The organism is Dapis hubbardiae BLCC-M172 (assembly GCF_050016015.1).
Taxonomy (GTDB): domain Bacteria; phylum Cyanobacteriota; class Cyanobacteriia; order Cyanobacteriales; family Microcoleaceae; genus Trichodesmium.
The window spans coordinates 31,351-50,896 of sequence record NZ_JBNHEQ010000337.1 but is presented as its reverse complement, the minus strand read 5'-3'; the positions used below and the strand labels follow the sequence as shown (position 1 = coordinate 50,896).

The window sequence follows — 19,546 nt, the reverse complement described above, 5'->3', positions numbered from 1 at the left end:
TAATGCTTACGATTCCCTAGGAGAATATCACAAAGCCATCGAGTATCATCAGCAGTATTTACAAATAGCCAGGGAAATAGGCAACCGTTCTGGGAAGGGTATTGCTTTGGGGAATTTGGGTAATGCTTACGATTCCCTAGGAGAATATCACAAAGCCATCGAGTATCATCAGCAGCATTTACAAATAGCTAGGGAAATAGGCAACCGTTCTGGGAAGGGTATTGCTTTGGGGAGTTTGGGTATTGCTTACGATTCCCTAGGAGAATATCACAAAGCCATCGAGTATCATCAGCAGCATTTACAAATAGCTAGGGAAATAGGCAACCGTTCTGGGGAGGGTATTGCTTTGGGGAATTTGGGTATTGCTTACAATTCCCTAGGAGAATATGACAAAGCTATCAAGTATCATCAGCAGCATTTACAAATAGCTAGGGAAATAGGCAACCGTTCTGGGGAGGGTATTGCTTTGGGGAATTTGGGTATTGCTTACAATTCCCTAGGAGAATATGACAAAGCTATCAAGTATCATCAGCAGCATTTACAAATAGCCAGGGAAATAGGCGATCGTTCTGGAGAGGGTATTGCTCTAGCAAACTGGGGAGAGACTTTGCTCAAGTTAGAAAAGTATGCCGAATCTCTGGAATATTCACAAGCAGCATTAGAGATATTTGAGGAGATAGGAAACCGTCATCATCAAGCAATAGTTCTCAAGAATATAGCAGAAACCCATCAAAACTTAGGAAATTTAGATGCAGCACGACAGTATTGCGATGAGGCGATCGCTATTTTCACAGAATTAGGAGTGCCAGAATTGCAAGAATTTCAGGAGTTGCTTGAGGAAATTCAAAAGTTAAAAGTCAAAAGTTAAAAGTAAGAATGTCTGCAAACTCCTTACCAAAATTGGAGTTTTTCCCAATATTGATGGTAAAATCTTATTCTGCAAAAAATAATCCTCTGCACAAAAGAGCGATCGCTAAATTATTTGCTAAAATTAAACAACTCAAATGTCACATTCATATTATTATGGTAAACTACAACAAATTACTCAACCTACCATCAAGTGACGAATTACTAGACTCAGACGATAAACCCGTGGATCATGAAATACAAATCCTAATTCCTAACCTGCTATGGCTAATTTTAAATCAGTTATGGGGCGATCGCTCTGATTGGTTTTTTGGCATAAATATGGGAATTTTCCACACCACAGGGTCAAATCCTAGAGTTGCTATAGTTCCTGATGCTTTCCTGAGTCTGGGAGTTCCAAAACTGAAAGATGATAAATTGCGCTCATCCTATATTCTTTGGGAGGAAAATTATATTGTTCCAAGCTTCGTATTAGAGATTGTTTCTAAAACTTATGGCGACGAATATGATGAAAAAATGACTGATTACGCTCGGTTGGGAGTCTTGTATTATGTTATTTATAACCCAGACTATTTCAAGCGAGACAAACATGAAAGTTTTGAAGTTTATCGTTTGTTAAATGGAGCATATCAACGTTTACAAGGAAATCCCGTGTGGATGCCAGAAATTGCTCTGGGGATAGGAACTGAAGTTAATAATTATTACCGTTATCAACGAGAGTTGTTGTATTGGTATGACTCTGAAGGGAACAGGTTTATGACTCCAGAGGAGGAAGCACTTCAGCAACGACAACGAGCTGAACAACTTGAACGAATGTTGCGTTCCCTTGGTGTCGATCCAGAAAAGTTGTAACTATATATGTAGGGGCGAATGGCATTCGCCCTCATTGGATTTAGTGTAAGAAGTTGTTGTTGGGTTTCCTGCGTCAACCCAACAACAACTTCTTAACTTGAAGAGCGCTCGCTCATAAATACCCATATCATCCGATGATAGTTTTCTATTTACCATTTAGCTAAGAATAATTGCTAATTTTTCCCTAACTTTAACCTTTCTTGCTCTGACAATTTTTCTGCTAAAACACTAATATTTTCCACCGGAATATTAACTTTAACTTTCTCACCAATAGCATATTGATTCAGATGAAAAGGATTAAGATTTTGTCTGCGGATAACTATTTTAGTTTTGTCAGTTAATCGCACAACATAACGAGTATCTGTACCAATATAAACCAAATTTTCTATTATCCCCGAAAAATCAGATTCTCCTGTCACAGTTGGCGGGGAAATTTCTATTTTTTCCGGTCTGACAACTAAGGTAATAATTGTATCTATTGGCAGATGATTAACAGAGGGTATTAATAAGGGCAAATCTTCATCTATTAACACCAAACTTTTATCTTCTTGATGTGCAGTTATTCGCCCAGTTAAAAAGTTACTTTCCCCAATAAATTCAGCCACAAAACGAGTTTTTGGTTGTTCATAAATTTCTACCGGAGTTCCTACTTGTAAAACTTCTCCTTGGTGCATAACTGCTATCCGGTCAGACATAGTTAAAGCTTCTTCTTGGTCGTGAGTAACATATATAAAAGTAATACCCAACCTTTGCTGCATTTGTTTTAATTCTAACTGCATTTCTTTGCGTAATTTCAAATCTAAAGCACCTAAAGGTTCATCAAATAATAATACTGCTGGTTGTTTAATTAATGCTCTTGCTAAAGCGACTCTTTGTTGTTGCCCACCAGATAATTGTCGGGGATAACGCTTTTCCATATCTATTAATTTTACTTGAGCTAAAGTATCAGTTACCCGACGATTTATTTCTGAGCGCTGGAGATTTTCCATTTCTAATCCAAAGGCAATATTTTCTGCCACTGTGAGATGGGGAAATAAAGCATAATTCTGAAAAACTGTATTGACTGGGCGATGAAATGGCGGACTATTTCCCATTAATTTGTCTTGAATATAAATTTCTCCAGATGTGGGAATTTCAAAACCAGCTATCATTCTTAATGTGGTAGTTTTACCACATCCAGACGGACCGAGTATGGAAAAAAATTCTGATTTTTTTATCTGGAGATTTATATTATTTACAGCGATAAATTTTTTTTGATTTTGACTAGGGAATATTTTGGCAATATTGATGAGATTGACTGCTATGTTTTCCATTTATGAGTAAATTATAGTGTAAGCGTTCGGCTGTCAGCTATCAGATTTGAAATTTTTCTCTTGCTGTTAATAAATAGTATTATACCTTTTTACAAAAATAATTTTATGAATCATCAGAGGAATTAAAATACTTTATATTAAGACGTCTTTTTGACTAAACATATAATATAAATGGTAAAAGATAAAAATTAAGCTATTCATTCTAAATCCTGACTCCAAACATTCTAAAAAAAGCCTAAATATTTATAGCAAACATTCATTTAATTAGTATTAATTAATGCCCGGTATGTCAATCAAATAAACATATCAAGTTTTCCTATTATTTTTTATGTACAGCTACAAATAACAGAAGGAAAGCAAATTTATTATTAGTTATGAGCAATAAATTTAGCAATCGCTTCCTTGACAAAAATATAATTTGGTTGGTCATATATTTCTGTATAATTAACTTTACTATGATTTAAAAAATACTCTGCAGCTTCAATAAGCTGCAGAATATTTTCTGGTCTAGCATCATCAAAAGACTTACTAATTCTGTTTAAGTTAAACTGCAAACGTAGATAAGTGCTAGCATTGCAAAACCCTAATATTTGTTGAGAGTATAAGTTGCCAATTCTCGCTTGAGCATTCAATATTACACTAAATAAAGGAATTGCCCATTCAGTTAAACCCCAATCAACAATTTCTTCAAATTTATAAGTTTTAGTATTCTTACCTGTGCCAATAGAAATGACAGAAATTTCTTCAAGCTTATAACCTAGTTTAATGGCGTGACTAACTGCAGCTAAAGTAGGATTATTTGCTGCTACTCCTCCATCAACATAGGCATAACTTTCTCCTTTATTTTTTAATTCATAAGGTGGAAAATAAGTAGGTGCAGATGCAGAGGATACACATATTTCCCACAAAGGAATATCAGAATACCAGAGACTATCTTGGCTATCTTTATTAACAAAAAAAGTAGGTTCTTCTGTAGACATATTATAGGCAACTATCAAAATATTTGGTTTAACTACATCCTTAATTTTTATGGGTACTTTATTTTTAATTAAATACCTTTTTATGACATTAATTAGACCTTGATTAGAGAACTTAGGAGCAGAAATTCCATATTTAGCAATTAACGGAAGTCTTTCTGGACACAAGCGGCTTTGATAGGGAAAAATTTCCTGTGTTTCATGTTTATAAATGTTGATAATTTCATTGGTATTCATGCCAATAGCTAGTGCTGCGGTTGTTAATGCTCCTGTAGAAGTACCGGAAATTAAATCAAAGTATTCATGTAAAGATTGACCTTTAAGTTTTTGAATCTGTTGTTCAATTTCTTGAATTATTCTGACAGATATTAGTCCACGAATTCCACCGCCGTCTATGCTCAGAATCTTGAAAGTCATAATAGATAATGGATAATTGATAATTGATAATTGATAATTGATAATTGATAATTAATCCCCAAAGATTTAAAGCCTCTCCTAATAATGGATAATTGATAATTAATCCCCAGATGCTCAAAAATAATTATCCATTGTTCATTATCAATTGTTAAACAGGTAATTATCCATTATCCATTGTTCATTATCAATTAATTAACAACTCCTAATTTAACTTCTGTCCAAGCTTCATCATATAAAATTGTGGCTTGACCAAGGTCTTGAATATAATTAAGTTTAGCAAATAATTCTGGTGGAGGATAAATAGCAGAATTATTCAGGTCAGCAGCTTCAATTAAACCTTGGTCTTTTGCTGCTTGGTTTGGGGTAGCATACTTAATAAAATTAGAGATTTTTGCTCCTATTTCTGGTTCAAGAATAAAGTTAATAAATTTTTCTGCCAGCTCTTTATTTCTAGTTCCTTTAAGAATAACCATATTATCAGTTAATAGGATACTTCCCTCTTTGGGAATAGCGTAACGAAGGTCAGGATTTTCTTTCATAACTTGGAAAATATCTCCACTCCATTCACAGGTTAAATCTACCTCTCCTTGGTCTAATAAGTTTTGACCTGTGTCTGGTGCAAAAGCAGCGATCGCCTGTTTATTTTTAATTAGAAAATCTCTTGCTTCAGTAATTTCTTGAGGGTTAGTTGTATTGGGGTTATAACCAAGAGAAATTAAAGCAATAGAAAAGCTACTACGCATATCATCTAATAAGGCTACTCTCCCCTTAAATTTATCATCAAACATGGTTGACCAACTATTAATTTCACCCCCTGTTGCTTTGATGTTGTAACCTATTCCCATTGTTCCCCATTGATAAGCAACACTATATTTATTTTCCGGATCGTATGGAGGATTAATAAATTTCTCGTTGAGATTTTTTATATTAGGAATATTTTCTTGATTCAGTTCTTCGAGTAATCCTTCAGACGCCATTATTTTAACCATATAATCTGCTGGAAAAGCTACATCATAACCAGGATTTCCAGGTTTAATTTTCGCATAAAGGTCTTCATTACTTTCATAGGTATCGTATTGAATTTTGACATTAAATTTATTCTCAAATTCGGTGATTACTTCAGGAGCAATATATGTTGACCAATTGTATATACTTAGAACATTATTTCCTGAAGTATTGGGATTATTAGTACAAGCAATGGGCAAAATTAATGCAATGCTAAATAGCAACAAAAAAGTGATTATTTTTTTCATAGTTAGAAGGAATAAAGGAGATATGACAATAATTTTTTAGATGGATATACTCATGGGAGAAGTGAGAATAGTGTAGCTTAGATAAAGTGTGCTTTGCAACCCTATCTTAGTTTTTGATTAAGTCGGTAGGTTTCAATAATTAATAATTAACAATTAATAATTAATAATTACCTCTTCTGTAATAGAAGGATTGGCTAAAAGGAATTTTTTTCTTTTTTATCCATAAGAAGTTTTTAGTTTTGGGCAAAAGGAGCAATTAGGTTGAAAACTCCAGCTTCTTGACGATGCTCATAATTGCTAGGGGTTGAACTGCCATTAAATTTAACCTCAAACCTACTACCTTATTAACTAGAAATTTGTGTCTTTTTCTGTAAACAGTCAGCTAGAGCGCAAATAATGAATAATTATTTATAAGGTTAAAAGACCTTACTTTGACAGTAATCTTTAATTATCTCTCAATTTCAAGGGTTGCTTTTACCTCTTCGTCTTATTTTTTATCTCATTAGTAGCTGATAACTGTTTGCGCAGCATTCCGCAGGAAAGGAAATGCTTACCTTTTTCATCAATTAAATTCTAGACATTCAAGATTTTTTCCCGTAATTTTAGGCATTTTTTTCATTTCCCAATTTATCAATAAACAGAGAAGATATTACCAACATCAAGGAAGCCACTAACATCAAAGTTGATATAGCATTAATAGCTGGAGTTACCGAAAATTTTATCATACCATAAACGAATAATGGTAATGTTGTTGAACCTACTCCGGCAGTGAAAAAAGTAATCACAAAATCATCCAATGACAAGGTAAAAGCTAAGAGAGCAGCACTAAAAATTCCCGGCCAAATTAAGGGTAAAGTAATCCGAAAAAAAGTTCGCCATTCATTAGCACCTAAGTCTAAAGCTGCTTCTTCTAAAGCAGGATCGAGTTGAGCTACTCGCGCTCTGACAGTTACAACAACAAAAGATATACTAAATACTATATGACCAATAATTACTGTGGGTAAACCTAACACTAAACGAATACCTAGAATATTTTCTATTAGCTGAAACGCCAAAGAAAAGAAAACTAATAAAGAAATACCAATAGTAATTTCGGGAATAATTATTGGCAAAAAAAGTATCGCCTCTAAAACATTACGTCCGGGAAAACGAAAACGTTCTAATGCTAAGGCAATCATAGTACCAAAAATTGTTGCTAGTAATGTTGAAATTGTTGCGACGAAAAGACTATTTTTCAGCGCATCCCAAATCATCACATCACTAACAGTATTATCAGCAACTCCTTGTAATAAATTGCCATACCATTTTAAAGTAAAACCTCGCCATACAGCATTAAAACGAGAATCATTAAAGGAGTAAATTACTAAGATAAAAATAGGTAGATAAAGAAAGGCAAAACCCAAGGTCGCATTGAGCCATAAACCAAATTTGCCAAGAGAACGAATCAGTAAATCAATTTGTTTCATTTTCAAAAGGGAATAGGGAATAGGGAAGAAAGAAGAAGGAGTGAATATTGAAAAAAAAAGGAAAAATGAATGAATTGGAGAAGCTATTTTTAAGCATCACGCAACTATTAAGGTTAGGTAAAAAAAAGAATGTTGTAAATATAGAAATCCTAAATAGGTCGTAATAGTTTTTATAATAGTTTGTCTGGGCTAAAAACCTTGAAAATTCTGACTCCTGACTATTGTAGTGGCGATTTCCTACGGAATGCTCCGCAAATGCATTTGCGACAGCATTCGGAACGAAATCGCCACTACCAGGAAAATATTACAACTAAAATAGGATAGCTATAGTTTGAAACTATAGCTATGAAATAATTTCTTGAAATTACTACTACTACAAAATCAAAGTTTTGAACCTATAAAATCTTAATTTTGACTTTTGAATTCCCTGAAGCTGAATGCTTAATTATTTTTCTCTTCCGAGATACTAAAATAGATAATAACTGGAATTAATACAATAATCATCAACGCAATTGATAATGCCGAGCCAAACGGCCAATTTCTAGCTTTAAGAAATTGATTTTGAATCAAATTTCCTACCATCATAGTTTTTGCACCACCTAAAATATCAGGAGTAATAAAAGCACCAAATGCTGGAATAAAAACCAACAAACAACCTGCAACTATACCTCGCATTGTTAATGGTAAAACTACACGAAAAAAGGTTCGTAAATCATTAGCACCTAAATCTTGAGCAGCTTCTAACAAAGAAAAATTAAAGCGTTCAATTGTGGCATATAAAGGTAAAATCATAAACGGTAAGTAGCCATAAACCAAACCAATAATCACAGCAAAGGGTGTAAATAAAAGAGTCAAAGGTTCGTTTGTAATTTGCAAACTTTGTAAGGCAATATTAAATACCCCTTCAGTCCGAAGTAAAACTATCCAAGCATAAGTACGCACTAAAAAATTAGTCCAAAAAGGAATAATTACTAGCATCAATAAAATGTTACGCCAAGGTTGTCGAATCGTGGCAATAAAATATGCTAAGGGGTAGCCAATTAATAAACAAATTATAGTTGTAATTAAAGCGAGGAATAAAGACCGCCAAAATATTCCCCAATATATTCCTTGAGCTAGTCGTTGATAGTTATCTAGAGTAAATTGCCAAATAACACCCCCATAAGTACCTCGTTCTAAGAAGCTATAAATTAAAATAATCACTAAAGGGATGATGAAGAAAGCTAATAGCCAGATAGTTGCAGGAAATAGAAGAATTAGTAATTTTTTTAGTTGATATTTTTCAATGTTTGAAGTTGACTGTTTTTTCTGGGATTGCCACATATTAATTAGCTTATAAGTCAGAGATTATAATTATCAGATTGGTGTTTATTTGTCAATCAGTTAAATTAAAATTATGGCAGTCATTGTTGAGTAGATTTAGGTTTAACAAAAGGATTAATCTGTCTAGTGATAACCTTTCTACTAAGTCAGGGGAAATTAGTATCAGTCAAATACAGTTTTTTGTTTTGGATTTGATCGCTACTTTCAGATGAAAATATATCTACTTAATAAAGATGGAAAATCAGTATACCAGTCCTATTTTGGTTATGAAACAAATCTCTTGTGATGAGGAAACAGGGGTAAAAGTTTCAGAATTTTAATGTATTTTTTGATTTTTGACAAATCATTTAGAATTGCTACATCACTCCTTTGTGGTAACATCAAACCTGTTCTACTTGAGAGATAGTGTCAAAAAGTGGCTATATATATATTAGCCAACTTTTATATATTGACAAAATTACAACTTTGTGTAATCAGACCAAATCCTGATATTATACTATCTTAAGGTATAAAAACTTGTTAACTTTAATATATTGACAAATATACAGATCTATGAATAGATAACTCTTCAGTGTTTTCATCCCTCAAATTAATGATACTATCTTAAAGAATATGTAAAATCACTAATATTTTATTTAAAGATTTAATGAAGATATAGAGTATCTTGAAAAATGAAATATATCAACTTTTATATATGTTCATCCTGACAATTAATTGGCATGATTGTATAAGGAAAATGTTAAAGCTTTAGCAATCAAAGATAACCTAGCTTCAGTAAAAAATATGAAAAAATTAAGTAAAAATAACCAGGAAGGTATCTGGAAAAAAAATATAGTTAAAACTAAGAGAAAAGGATATTTTAGAAATATACAAGAAGTAAAAGTTGTAGCAACAGTAGCAAATCTTGCTCAAGAACCATCTGCATCAAAATCTTTTACATCAAAAGTTTGGGTAGCTTATACTTCCATATAAAGACAATATTAGGTTGAGCAGCATGGGCAAAAAAGCTGCCGATCATAGACAAATTAATTATTATCAAAGTTTCCAAATTTTTTTGGAAACTTTTTTTATTAAGTCTGTTATTTGGGGTATGACAAAAAAAATTTATTATAATTAACCAAATAAGTAGTCATACAAAATAAATGTCCTAGTTGAAAAAGGCAATAAGCAACAGGTTGCAAAATGTGTAAGACCATTTCTCAAAAACTTTATCTATTTCAGAGTAGGGGAGTGTAGGGACGTTGCATGCAACGTCCCTACCGGAGAAGCAAACATAAGAATAATTAACATTAAACTAGCTAAAATAAGCAAAAAAATTATTATGATTGTATATATCAGTTAATAACTGAAGTATCGCCCAAGTATAGCAATAATGCATGGGAATTGGTATAATTAATTTTGCCTATAGCAATCCGCGCATAGGTTGTCACAAGTCAAAAAGTAAATAAAAAAACTGAAACTCCCACCTGTTCCCTGTGCCCTAAAAAGTAGTAATATTTTTGACACGAATAAAATAGGATTTATAGAGATACTTATTATTAAATGAATTAATAAAAAAACTTGCCTTTTCCTACCAAATGAATTGAGCAGAAATTATATATTATCTTGACTATAGTAAGTACCTTTTCAGATATCAAGTGAATTTCAATTAGGAGTAATCAGGAGTCATAAGTAGTTATACAGAATTAATTACACATACTTTCAAGCTGAAAAGCATATGTTCTCTATGATTTGGGAATAAAATTAGGTAATTAATTTTGCCTAGGCACTTAATAGTTGGGAAAATTTTACTTCCTACAGTTATCTTACATTTGATTTTTCTTAGCTACTTAAATATCTAATTATTAGTTATCAGATATCAGTTAAGAGTTAACTTTTCCAAGGTCTCAGTTTAGCAACTTCCACTATATTTTTAAAATTAGTGGTGCGAGTATTTTGGCTAGTTTGAATTTACGACTACTATACCTTCAAACTTACCCTTGAGAACAGGGTTTTGATAACTATTAACTATTAATTTTTTCAAATTTTTGCCTGTAGCAGTGTAAATTAAAATACATGAGGGAACAGTAATATTATTTTCAGACTAGGGAAATATCCAAGTTTGTATAAGTTTCTAAAAGTGGCATAGTTAGGATGACCAGAAAATAAGGTCTCAACTTTCCCCTCTAAAGGGAATAAGAAAAAGAAAATTCAGTGCTTTAAAGCTCCCTATTCTAAGAGGTACTGTTAACTGATAACTGATAACTGATAACTGAAATGACAGACATCGAATCAATATCATTATTTACTGAAGAATTGGTAAGAGTTAAGACAGGCAAATCTCTGTCAGACATTGAAAGGGAAGTTCTCAGAGAATCCCTATGTGGCAAAACCTATAGTCAAATAGCCTCGAAATTGGATTACTCAAGAGATTATATTAGTCAAAATGTAGCTCCTAAATTATGGAAACTACTTAGTATTATGCTTAAAGAAAAAATTAGCAAAAATAACTGTCGTTCCGTGCTAGAAAGACAAATAGTTACCTATCAAGGAAGTATAAATGAACCTACAAAGACAGCTTTAATTAATCTAAATACAACCAAAGATTCAAAACAATTAGACATTAATGATTGTAAATTACTTGATGGTAGAGTTCCTATGGGTTCTCCTTATTATATAGAACGTGCTGAGGAATTAATCTGTTATTTAGAAATTAATAAACCAGGAGGATTTCTCCGCATCAAAGGACCTAGACAAATGGGAAAAACTTCTCTATTAATCAGAATCATAGCCTATGCAACAAAACAACAATATAAGACAGTGCGATTAAGTTTACAAAGAGTAGATAGTACAGTGAGCAAAGATATCAAGAAATTCTTAAGATGGTTCTGTGCTAATACAACTAGAAAACTACAACTAGAATCAAAGTTAAATGAATATTGGGATGAAGATATTGGTAGTATAGAAAGCTGCACTTTTTATTTTCAAGACTATCTTCTATCTATTATAGATAGTCCTATAGTTTTAGCAATAGATGAAGTAGATTATATTTTTCAGTTTCCAGAAATAGCTAATGATTTTCTGTCAATGTTAAATGCTTGGTATGGAGAAGCTAAGGAAGTTAAACTCTGGCAAAAATTGCGGATAGTGTTAGTAAAATCTACAGAAGCTTATATTAGAATGAATATTAATAAATCACCATTTAATATGGGGATAGCTATAGATTTATCACCCTTTACTCTAGAGCAAACCCAAGAATTAGCACAACGTTATCAAATTGAATTATTGCCAGCAGAAAAAAATAAATTAATGCGATTAGTTGGTGGTCATCCCTATCTAATTAACACGACTTTTTATCATATAAAATGTCATAATGCTAGTTTAGAAAGCTTAATCGAAACAGCCGCGACAGACACAGGTATTTATAGTGACCATTTACATCGACATTTACAAAATCTTCAACAATATCCAGAGTTAAAAACAGCTTTTCAACAGGTATTAAAGGCAGTTACTCCCGTAGAATTACAACAAGCATTAGCATTTAAGTTAAAAAGTATGGGTTTAGTAGTACAATTGGAAGGTAATTTAGTTATGCCTAGTTGTGATTTGTATCGGCGATATTTTTATGATCTGCTTATCAGTATATAGTTGTTAAGTTTAGGTAACTGGGGTTAAGGAAAACAGGTTTTCTGATATAACCTAATTCGTTCAGAATAAAGCTACTGAAATTTGTTTAAAATATTAAATAGGAATATTAAATTACTCATAAATATACCATGATTACTTTAGCTAAATGGTCAATACAAGACTATCATCAGATGATTGATGCAGGTATTCTGAGCGATCGCCATGTAGAGTTATTAGAAGGAGAAATTATTGAAATTTCCCCATAAAAACCTTTAGATAGGAAAATAACTGATTCTGTTGCCGAATATTTCCGAGAAAAGTTCCAAGATCTAGCAAAAGTCTACGAAGCACATCCAGCTACTCTTCCTAATTCAGAACCTGAACCAGATATTGCTGTTGTTAAAATTCCAGCATCTTTATATGATTCTCGTCATCCTTATCCTGAAGAAATTTATTTGTTAATAGAAGTTTCTGATACAAATATAGAAAAAGATTTAGAAAAAAAACAATTTGTTTATGCTCGTGCTGGTATTTTAGAATATTGGATTGTTAATTTAGAAGCTCAACAACTTATCGTCTTTCAAGAACCTTCAACAGATAATTATCAAGTTCAAAAAACTTACAGTCAAGGAACTATTTTTACAGTTGTTTTTCCTGGTATTGAAATATTAGTAGAAAAATTATTAATGTTATCTTAGGAAATAGGTAGGGACTTTGTATTAACGTCCCTAAAGATGATTTATATACTTTATGGTTTATTTGCTTTGATAAAAACCATGCGATCGCTAAATTTCAATACTGATTTATCCTCATATTTCTCTTCCATTTCTTTTAAACCTCCTGCTAACTCAGTATCATTAAATTCAGAAAGCAAAAACATATAACGATTTTCTACCATTTCAAAATACTGACTTTTTGGCAATTCTAAAGGGTACTCTATAATATCAACATCGACAAGAAAACCTACTTGCTGAAGTAAATTTATTAGTTCTTGATAGTGAGGTTGTTTTTTTTCGTACAACTCTAATGCTTTGGTAAATAAAGGATATTCAATGGTGGGTGGTAAGAGCAATAATAGAAAAATTCCCCCTGGAGTTAATCTTTGCCATAAATTCTGGAATAGTAGAAATTTTTCCTCTATATAATGGATAGCTTCTTTTAAGAAAATTTTGTTATAACTTCCTGGTTTTTGAGAGAATTCTACTCCATCCATTTCTATAGGATTAAATTGACTATTTGTCGGAATTTTTTCTAGCATTTCCCCAGAAGGATCGACGCAAATAATTGGTGGCTGTAACTGAATTTGATTCATAATTTCTTTACTATAAATTCCTGTTCCACAGCCAATATCTACCAAAATATCTGTAGGAATTAGGTGTAAATGTTCGATAATTTTTTTAGTTGTGAATTTAATATATTCAGGAGAATATGACCAGAGATTATCGTAAATATTGGCGATATTTTTGTAATGGTTTTCGGAAGGATTATTCATCATAGTAAGGAAGGCACTATATAGATTTTAAGGCGGATGGCACAACACAGATTTTGCCACGGATGTACGGATGATTAGAAAAATGAATCTCTATATTCATTGATTAGAAAGCTATTACTACTATACTTCATAAACCGGGAATGCGTTGTCTAATAAGATAGAAGTTTAATTGTAAGCATTCAGCTATTAGCATTCAGCATTCAGCTTTTCGTGCGGAATGCTGCGAAAAATTATATTTTAATTCTCCTTGTAGACTAATTCCTCCTAACCGTGTGATAATAATCTAATAACTTATAGCTGAGAGCTGTTAGCTGATGGCTAAATGCTTATGTTTAATTCTTGGGATTTAATCATAATTTTGGTTCAATTTTTTGACAAAGTTTTGATATTCTGGAGAATTTAATCCCTGTTGTAAAATTGCTAATACTTGACCTAAATCTCCTGCCAGTAAAGCTTCTTTATCTAACCATAAGCCAGGAAAATATTCACTACAAATAATACCTTTTTCATTCGGTTTAAGTTTAATATATTTTCCTGCTCTTAGCCTAAACCAATCAATTTCTCTGTCATAAACCCGCCAAACTAAATATTCTTGAACTTGATTGTTTTGATAGATTTTTAATTTTTGATGTAAATCAATAGAAGCGGTGCTAGCTGCAATTTCTACAATTAATTCTGGCGCACCTTCTACATAGCCATCTTCACTAATTGTTGATTGCCCATTAACAGTAATTCTCAGTAAAACATCGGGTTGAGGTTCATTTTCTGCATCAAGACGTACTGTACAATTATCTCCTAGTTGCAGATTAGGAGTAAACGCTTTATAGAAACCAAGCCATGTGATAATTGAAGCATGAGGTTCTCCATACTGATTAATTCTTAAAGGTGACGCTACATAAACAATTCCTGCAATTAGTTCGGCTTTTTTGACATGAGACATCTGTTCATAACGCCGTTCAAATTCTATACAATTAAGTTTATCGCCGTTTTCCAGGGGTGGAATTTTTGTTGATGTTAGGGTGCTTTGAGACATAAAAATTTTTGAAAGTAGGAGTTCAAGTTTTTCGTAAGTTCAGTAGGGTGCGTTAGGCGCTTACGAAAAACTAGGTTTTGTCTGTAAAATATCAGCTTGCGCTGTAACGCACCATTGATTAGGGTCAGTTTTAGGGTATAGCGGTGCATTACATTCAACTAACGCACCTAAAGCACCCTAGTAAAAATGGTGCGTTACGACGGATTGTTAAATCCTTTTCACCGTCTAAATTTAAGCCGTTTAACGCACCCTACTGGACTGTTTCAACTAAAGAAAAGTTTTCCCCTAACAAATTGGGGACAAATGTTAGTCATAAATAGACAGTTGTATTATTCGTAATTACCTTATTTTCTGTTGAATAAAACAACTAGAAGAAAATAATAATTAGTGAGGGTAATATCTATTATGTCATTATTAAAGTCTGGTGTAAAGGTTGTTGAAGGTTTAGCAGACTTTGTTGGTAATTTAGGAGGAATGCGAGTCGTTAAAAATTCAGGTCGCATGATTTACGGCTCTGGAGAATTAGTTTTTGGGGTGTTGGTAAATTAGAGTATGATTTGTATTTTTTGGTAATTGCTAAACTATTGAATAACAAATATTTGAGATTGTTCAATTTTTATTTTCATACCTTTATTTACCAACGCCTTTTTTGGAATAATTACTGACAGTGATGAGCTGGTAGAGAGTGGGGTTAAAAACTTAAAAAAAGGTGCTACAGGAGTAGCAGGTGGTTTACTAGGAAACGAATTACGAGAAAAGTTGGGCATTGATGGTGATGATGAAGACTCTAACGATGGAGGCGAGTAAGTGTAACGTCTTACAAAGACGAGAATAAAACATGAACTCTTGCCAAGTTATCTAAATAAATGAACTGAAATATCCAGCAAGAAAATTAAAATTATCCTGAATTTTAGGGGTAAATTTTGAGTAGATAATCACAATCATTTGCACTCTTTTGGCTAAAATAGTCCACTACTGCCATAATACCCATAAAAATGTATCTTGGGTAGAACGAATCAGTGAAACCCAACAAAACCCTATTATTGTTGGGTTTCCTATGTCAACCCAACCTACGCTTATTGCAGCATTTTAGTTGTTTCAGTCCACTACTAATAAACCATACAGTTTACGAAACCACACTCACCACAGTTTCTTGACACTGACTTTCCAACATCAAACCATACTCCAAACCTTCAACAACTGCTTGATAAGAAGCATCCAAAATATTAGCTGAAACTCCCACAGTCGTCCACCGTTGCTGACTATTACTTGACTCAATTAATACCCTAGTTTTAGCAGAAGTACCCGCTCCACCATCCAAAATTCTCACTTTATAATCTGTTAAGTAAAAATTAGCGATCGCCGGATAAAAATTTCCTAACGCTTTCCGCAAAGCAGCATCCAAAGCAGAAACCGGACCATTCCCTTCTGCAACTTCCAGAATATCCCTACCATCTACAGCAACTCTCACCGTTGCCAAAGAATTAGAAACTTTACTACTTCCCTTATCCAAATGCACCTGGAAACCTTTAATTTCAAAGAAATGCTGCCGTTGCTCTAAAGCAGTTCGCATCAATAATTCAAAACTCGCCTCCGCACCTTCAAACTGATAACCCTCATTTTCTAACTCTTTTAACTTCTCCAAAATTTGCCGACAAGCAGGATTTTGGCGATCTAGTTCAATACCGAAACTTTTCGCCTTTGCCAACACATTACTCAAACCTGCTTGATCAGAAATTACAATGCGACGACTATTACCTATTTGTTGTGGTTGAATATGTTCGTAAGTTAGAGGATTACGTTCCACCGCCGACACATGAATACCACCCTTGTGCGCAAAAGCAGATAAACCCACAAATGGTGCATGGTCGTCAGGAGCAAGATTAACTATTTCACTAATACCTCGACTGGTCTGAGTCAATTTTTCCAGTTGTTGTGACTGAATGCAATCATAACCCAATTTAATTTGCATATTAGGAATTAAAGTACAAAGGTTAGCATTACCGCAACGTTCGCCATAACCATTAATAGTTCCCTGCACCATCAGCGCTCCTTCCATCACCGCAGACAAAGCATTAGCAACGGCAGTACCAGAATCATTATGAGTGTGAATACCTAATTTTGCAGTAGGTAAAGCTTGAGAAACATCTGCCACTATCTGACTAACTTCGTGAGGAAGAGTACCGCCGTTAGTATCGCACAAAACCAACCATTGTGCGCCAGCATTATGAGCAGCAGCTAACGTTTGCAAAGCATAATCAGGATTATTTTTGTAACCATCAAACCAATGTTCGGCATCATAGATAACGTGGCGACCTTGACTGCACAGATAGGAAATTGTATCTGAAATCATCGCTAAATTTTCTTCAAGAGTAGTTTTCAAGCCTTCGGTAACGTGCAGATCCCAAGATTTGCCAAAAATTGTCACCCAGCGCGTACCCGCAGACAAAATAGGTTGCAGAGTGGGGTCAGATGCTGCCTGTTTTCCCGGACGACGGGTGGAACAAAATGCTACAATTTCTGCTTGAGTCAGGGGTTGTTCTTTGAGTTGCCAGAAAAATTGTACGTCTTTAGGATTTGCACCAGGCCACCCACCTTCGATAAATGGAATCCCTAAACTGTCGAGTTGGTGGGCGATGCGTAGTTTATCTTCCAGGGATAGGGATAGTCCTTCTCGTTGGGCACCGTCGCGCAGAGTTGTGTCGTAAATCCAGATTTTGTTCATGGTGGTTGATGGTAGGTTTTAGGTACTAGGTTAGTCAATCATACAACTTAGTTTGAAGGAAAATACTTACAATTAAAAGATTTTTCAACTTAATTTAAACTTTATCATTCATAGGTAAATTTTTGCATGAATTATATCATTGAATAGTGGATTTATCTGAATATGGTTGAATATAATTAATTTAACGCCAAAACTGCCCCTACTATTGAAACATTTTATGTGAATTTTTAGCTGTTGCTCTATAATTAATATTAGTCAAGATAATGAAATAATTTGTTATGGTTAAGATTCAGGCTCAGGGTAAAATTATAACTTGCGCTAAAGGAGAAAATCTACGTCAAGTTTTACTGAAAAATAATGTTGATGTTTATAATGGCAATGCGTCAATTATTAACTGTCGTAGTATTGGTACTTGTGGCACTTGTGCAGTGGAAATAGAGGGAGAAGTTTCTCAACCTCAATTGAGAGAAAAAGCCAGACTTTCTTTACCTCCCCATTCTCCTAATTCTCAGAAACGTTTATCCTGTCAAGTGAAAGTTTTAGGAGATATAAAAGTAACTAAATATAATGGTTTTTGGGGTCAAGGTTCTGAGTTTGTCTGGACTCCGGAAGGTTAATTTCAGTTATCAGTTATCAGTTATCAGTTATCAGTACCTCGAATCTGAAGATGGACTAGGTAGTAGGGAGTAGGGGGAAATAATTGATGATTTATCTGCATGGGATTGATTTTATTTTTGATTATCCGAGATGTCTATTCAATTCCCTTACGGTTTTAACCAAAGGTAATTATCCATTATCAATTATCCATTATCCATTAATGAATTCTTCCTTTATTTAATATGAATAAATCCAACGATATCCTAATTATTGGTGGCGGTATTATCGGTCTATCAATAGCAATAGAACTTCAACTCCTCGGAGCCAAAGTCACAGTTATTAACCGTGATGTTCAGCGAATTGCCACAAATGCTGCTGCGGGAATGTTAGCTCCCCAAGCCGAAGCTATTCCTCCTGGAAAAATGTTAGATTTATGTTTAAAAAGTCGGGCATTATATCCAGAGTGGGTGAAAAAAATAGAATCAATTAGTGGTTTAGAAACTGGTTATTGGCCTTGTGGAATTTTAGCTCCAGTTTATGCAGCAAAAGAGAGAAAAAATTATGCTTTACCAAACCTAAATTATCAATGGCTAAATCAAGTAGCAATTCATCAATATCAACCAGTATTAAGTCCTGAAGTAATTGGGGGTTGGTTTTACCCTCAAGATGGGCAAGTAGATACTCGTTATTTGTATCAGTCAATTATTGCAGCAGCCAAAGAATTAAAGATTGAGATTAAGTCAGGAGTTGTTACAGAAATAATTCGCAAAAAAGATAAAATTCAGAGCCTCAAAACATCAATAGGTGAATTAGAAGCAGAACATTATGTGTTAGCTACAGGTGCATGGTCTCAGGAGTTATTACCAGTTCCTGTATTTCCCACAAAAGGGCAAATGTTATCATTAAAAATTCCCTCAGATGTAAGTACAAATAATTTACCTTTACAGCAAGTTTTATTTGGAAATCAAACTTATATTGTGCCTCGCAAAGATGGCAGAATAATTATTGGTGCGACTTCGGAAAATATAGGATTTGTTGATGGAAATACTGCTGCAGGAGTTCAACAATTATTAGGAAATGCAATTAGATTATATCCAGGTTTAAGAGATTACGAAATCTTAGAATTTTGGTGGGGTTTTCGTCCTAATACTCCTGATGAAATGCCAATATTAGGAGCTAGTAATTATGATAATTTGACTTTGGCAACAGGGCATTATCGGAATGGAATTTTATTAGCACCTGTAACAGGAATGTTGATAGCTGATTTAATTTGGAATAATCATTCCGATCCGTTATTGACAGCTTTTAATTATTCTCGGTTTCTAGAAGTAGGGAGTAGAGTTTGAGGAATTTATGGGATATTAACTCCGATAATATAGTGCTACGCATTAAGGTTAGGACATTTCTAAATCCTAAAACCCTTTATTAGTCTACTATTCCCTATTCCCTATTCCCTATTCCCTATTCCCTAGCGCTATATTAGTATAAATCAAGTATAGAAACCGGGTTCGTATGATATGCCCTACTTACTAATATCCGTTTCCCATAAACCCGGTTTCTTATAAAACTTTAAAGCAAGCATATTTGATATGGAATGACTTTTGATTTAGTAGATTTAATTTCTT

Annotated in this window: 16 protein-coding genes; 8 read left to right on the top strand and 8 right to left on the bottom strand. The window is 33.5% G+C overall.

Annotation, left to right across the window (positions count from 1 at the left end; genetic code table 11):
- Both ACP6PK_RS31215 and ACP6PK_RS31210 read left to right on the top strand, forming a co-directional pair.
- On the top strand, window positions 1-868 hold an 868-nt coding region (locus tag ACP6PK_RS31215), incomplete at its 5' end, for a tetratricopeptide repeat protein (protein WP_426565623.1).
- Between the two features lie 8 nt (window positions 869-876).
- A complete protein-coding gene (locus ACP6PK_RS31210; RefSeq protein ID WP_426565621.1) occupies window positions 877-1,719 on the top strand; it encodes a Uma2 family endonuclease in 843 nt (280 codons plus the stop codon).
- 173 nt (window positions 1,720-1,892) lie between these two features.
- On the opposite strand, the gene ACP6PK_RS31205 is transcribed toward ACP6PK_RS31210, so the two are convergent.
- From ACP6PK_RS31205 to ACP6PK_RS31185, 5 genes are all read right to left on the bottom strand, one after another.
- A complete protein-coding gene (locus ACP6PK_RS31205) occupies window positions 1,893-3,032 on the bottom strand; it encodes an ABC transporter ATP-binding protein (protein ID WP_426565619.1) in 1,140 nt (379 codons plus the stop codon).
- Between the two features lie 368 nt (window positions 3,033-3,400).
- Window positions 3,401-4,426 carry a patatin-like phospholipase family protein gene (locus ACP6PK_RS31200; protein WP_426565617.1) on the bottom strand — a complete coding sequence of 342 codons (1,026 nt, stop codon included), beginning with the start codon at window positions 4,424-4,426 and terminating at the stop codon, window positions 3,401-3,403.
- 188 nt (window positions 4,427-4,614) lie between these two features.
- Complete coding sequence (locus ACP6PK_RS31195) at window positions 4,615-5,679, bottom strand: ABC transporter substrate-binding protein (RefSeq protein ID WP_426565615.1); 1,065 nt, start codon at window positions 5,677-5,679, stop codon at window positions 4,615-4,617.
- A 602-nt stretch (window positions 5,680-6,281) separates the two neighbouring features.
- Window positions 6,282-7,145 carry an ABC transporter permease gene (locus ACP6PK_RS31190; RefSeq protein ID WP_426565613.1) on the bottom strand — a complete coding sequence of 288 codons (864 nt, stop codon included), beginning with the start codon at window positions 7,143-7,145 and terminating at the stop codon, window positions 6,282-6,284.
- A gap of 441 nt (window positions 7,146-7,586) precedes the next feature.
- Window positions 7,587-8,468, bottom strand: a complete 882-nt coding sequence (locus ACP6PK_RS31185; RefSeq protein ID WP_426565611.1) for an ABC transporter permease — start codon at window positions 8,466-8,468, stop codon at window positions 7,587-7,589.
- Window positions 8,469-9,251: 783 nt separating this feature from the next.
- Between ACP6PK_RS31185 and ACP6PK_RS31180 the strand changes: the two genes are divergently transcribed.
- The 3 genes from ACP6PK_RS31180 (at window position 9,252) to ACP6PK_RS31170 (ending at window position 12,772) form a co-directional block, all read left to right on the top strand.
- The gene (locus ACP6PK_RS31180) at window positions 9,252-9,440 is read left to right on the top strand and encodes a hypothetical protein (protein ID WP_426565609.1); all 189 of its coding nucleotides are present in this window, start codon (window positions 9,252-9,254) and stop codon (window positions 9,438-9,440) included.
- A gap of 1,284 nt (window positions 9,441-10,724) precedes the next feature.
- Window positions 10,725-12,095 carry an AAA-like domain-containing protein gene (locus tag ACP6PK_RS31175; RefSeq protein ID WP_426565607.1) on the top strand — a complete coding sequence of 457 codons (1,371 nt, stop codon included), beginning with the start codon at window positions 10,725-10,727 and terminating at the stop codon, window positions 12,093-12,095.
- A 263-nt stretch (window positions 12,096-12,358) separates the two neighbouring features.
- Window positions 12,359-12,772: a Uma2 family endonuclease gene (locus ACP6PK_RS31170; RefSeq protein WP_426565657.1), complete on the top strand. Its 414-nt coding sequence runs from the start codon at window positions 12,359-12,361 to the stop codon at window positions 12,770-12,772.
- A 50-nt stretch (window positions 12,773-12,822) separates the two neighbouring features.
- Here ACP6PK_RS31170 and ACP6PK_RS31165 read toward each other — a convergent pair whose 3' ends face one another.
- On the bottom strand, window positions 12,823-13,569 hold the full coding sequence (locus ACP6PK_RS31165; RefSeq protein ID WP_094677509.1) for a class I SAM-dependent methyltransferase: 747 nt from the start codon (window positions 13,567-13,569) through the stop codon (window positions 12,823-12,825).
- Window positions 13,570-13,912: 343 nt separating this feature from the next.
- Entirely contained in the window at window positions 13,913-14,599 is a 687-nt protein-coding gene (locus tag ACP6PK_RS31160) for a Uma2 family endonuclease (protein ID WP_426565604.1), read from the bottom strand.
- Between the two features lie 405 nt (window positions 14,600-15,004).
- Between ACP6PK_RS31160 and ACP6PK_RS31155 the strand changes: the two genes are divergently transcribed.
- A complete protein-coding gene (locus ACP6PK_RS31155) occupies window positions 15,005-15,148 on the top strand; it encodes a hypothetical protein (RefSeq protein ID WP_168186709.1) in 144 nt (47 codons plus the stop codon).
- A 577-nt stretch (window positions 15,149-15,725) separates the two neighbouring features.
- Here ACP6PK_RS31155 and cimA read toward each other — a convergent pair.
- Entirely contained in the window at window positions 15,726-17,324 is a 1,599-nt protein-coding gene (gene cimA, locus ACP6PK_RS31150; protein ID WP_426565602.1) for a citramalate synthase, read from the bottom strand.
- 278 nt (window positions 17,325-17,602) lie between these two features.
- On the opposite strand from cimA, the gene ACP6PK_RS31145 reads away from it, so the two are divergent.
- Window positions 17,603-17,941: a 2Fe-2S iron-sulfur cluster-binding protein gene (locus ACP6PK_RS31145; RefSeq protein WP_426565600.1), complete on the top strand. Its 339-nt coding sequence runs from the start codon at window positions 17,603-17,605 to the stop codon at window positions 17,939-17,941.
- A 222-nt stretch (window positions 17,942-18,163) separates the two neighbouring features.
- On the top strand, window positions 18,164-19,267 hold the full coding sequence (gene thiO / locus ACP6PK_RS31140) for a glycine oxidase ThiO (RefSeq protein ID WP_426565598.1): 1,104 nt from the start codon (window positions 18,164-18,166) through the stop codon (window positions 19,265-19,267).
- Window positions 19,268-19,546: the final 279 nt, after the last annotated feature.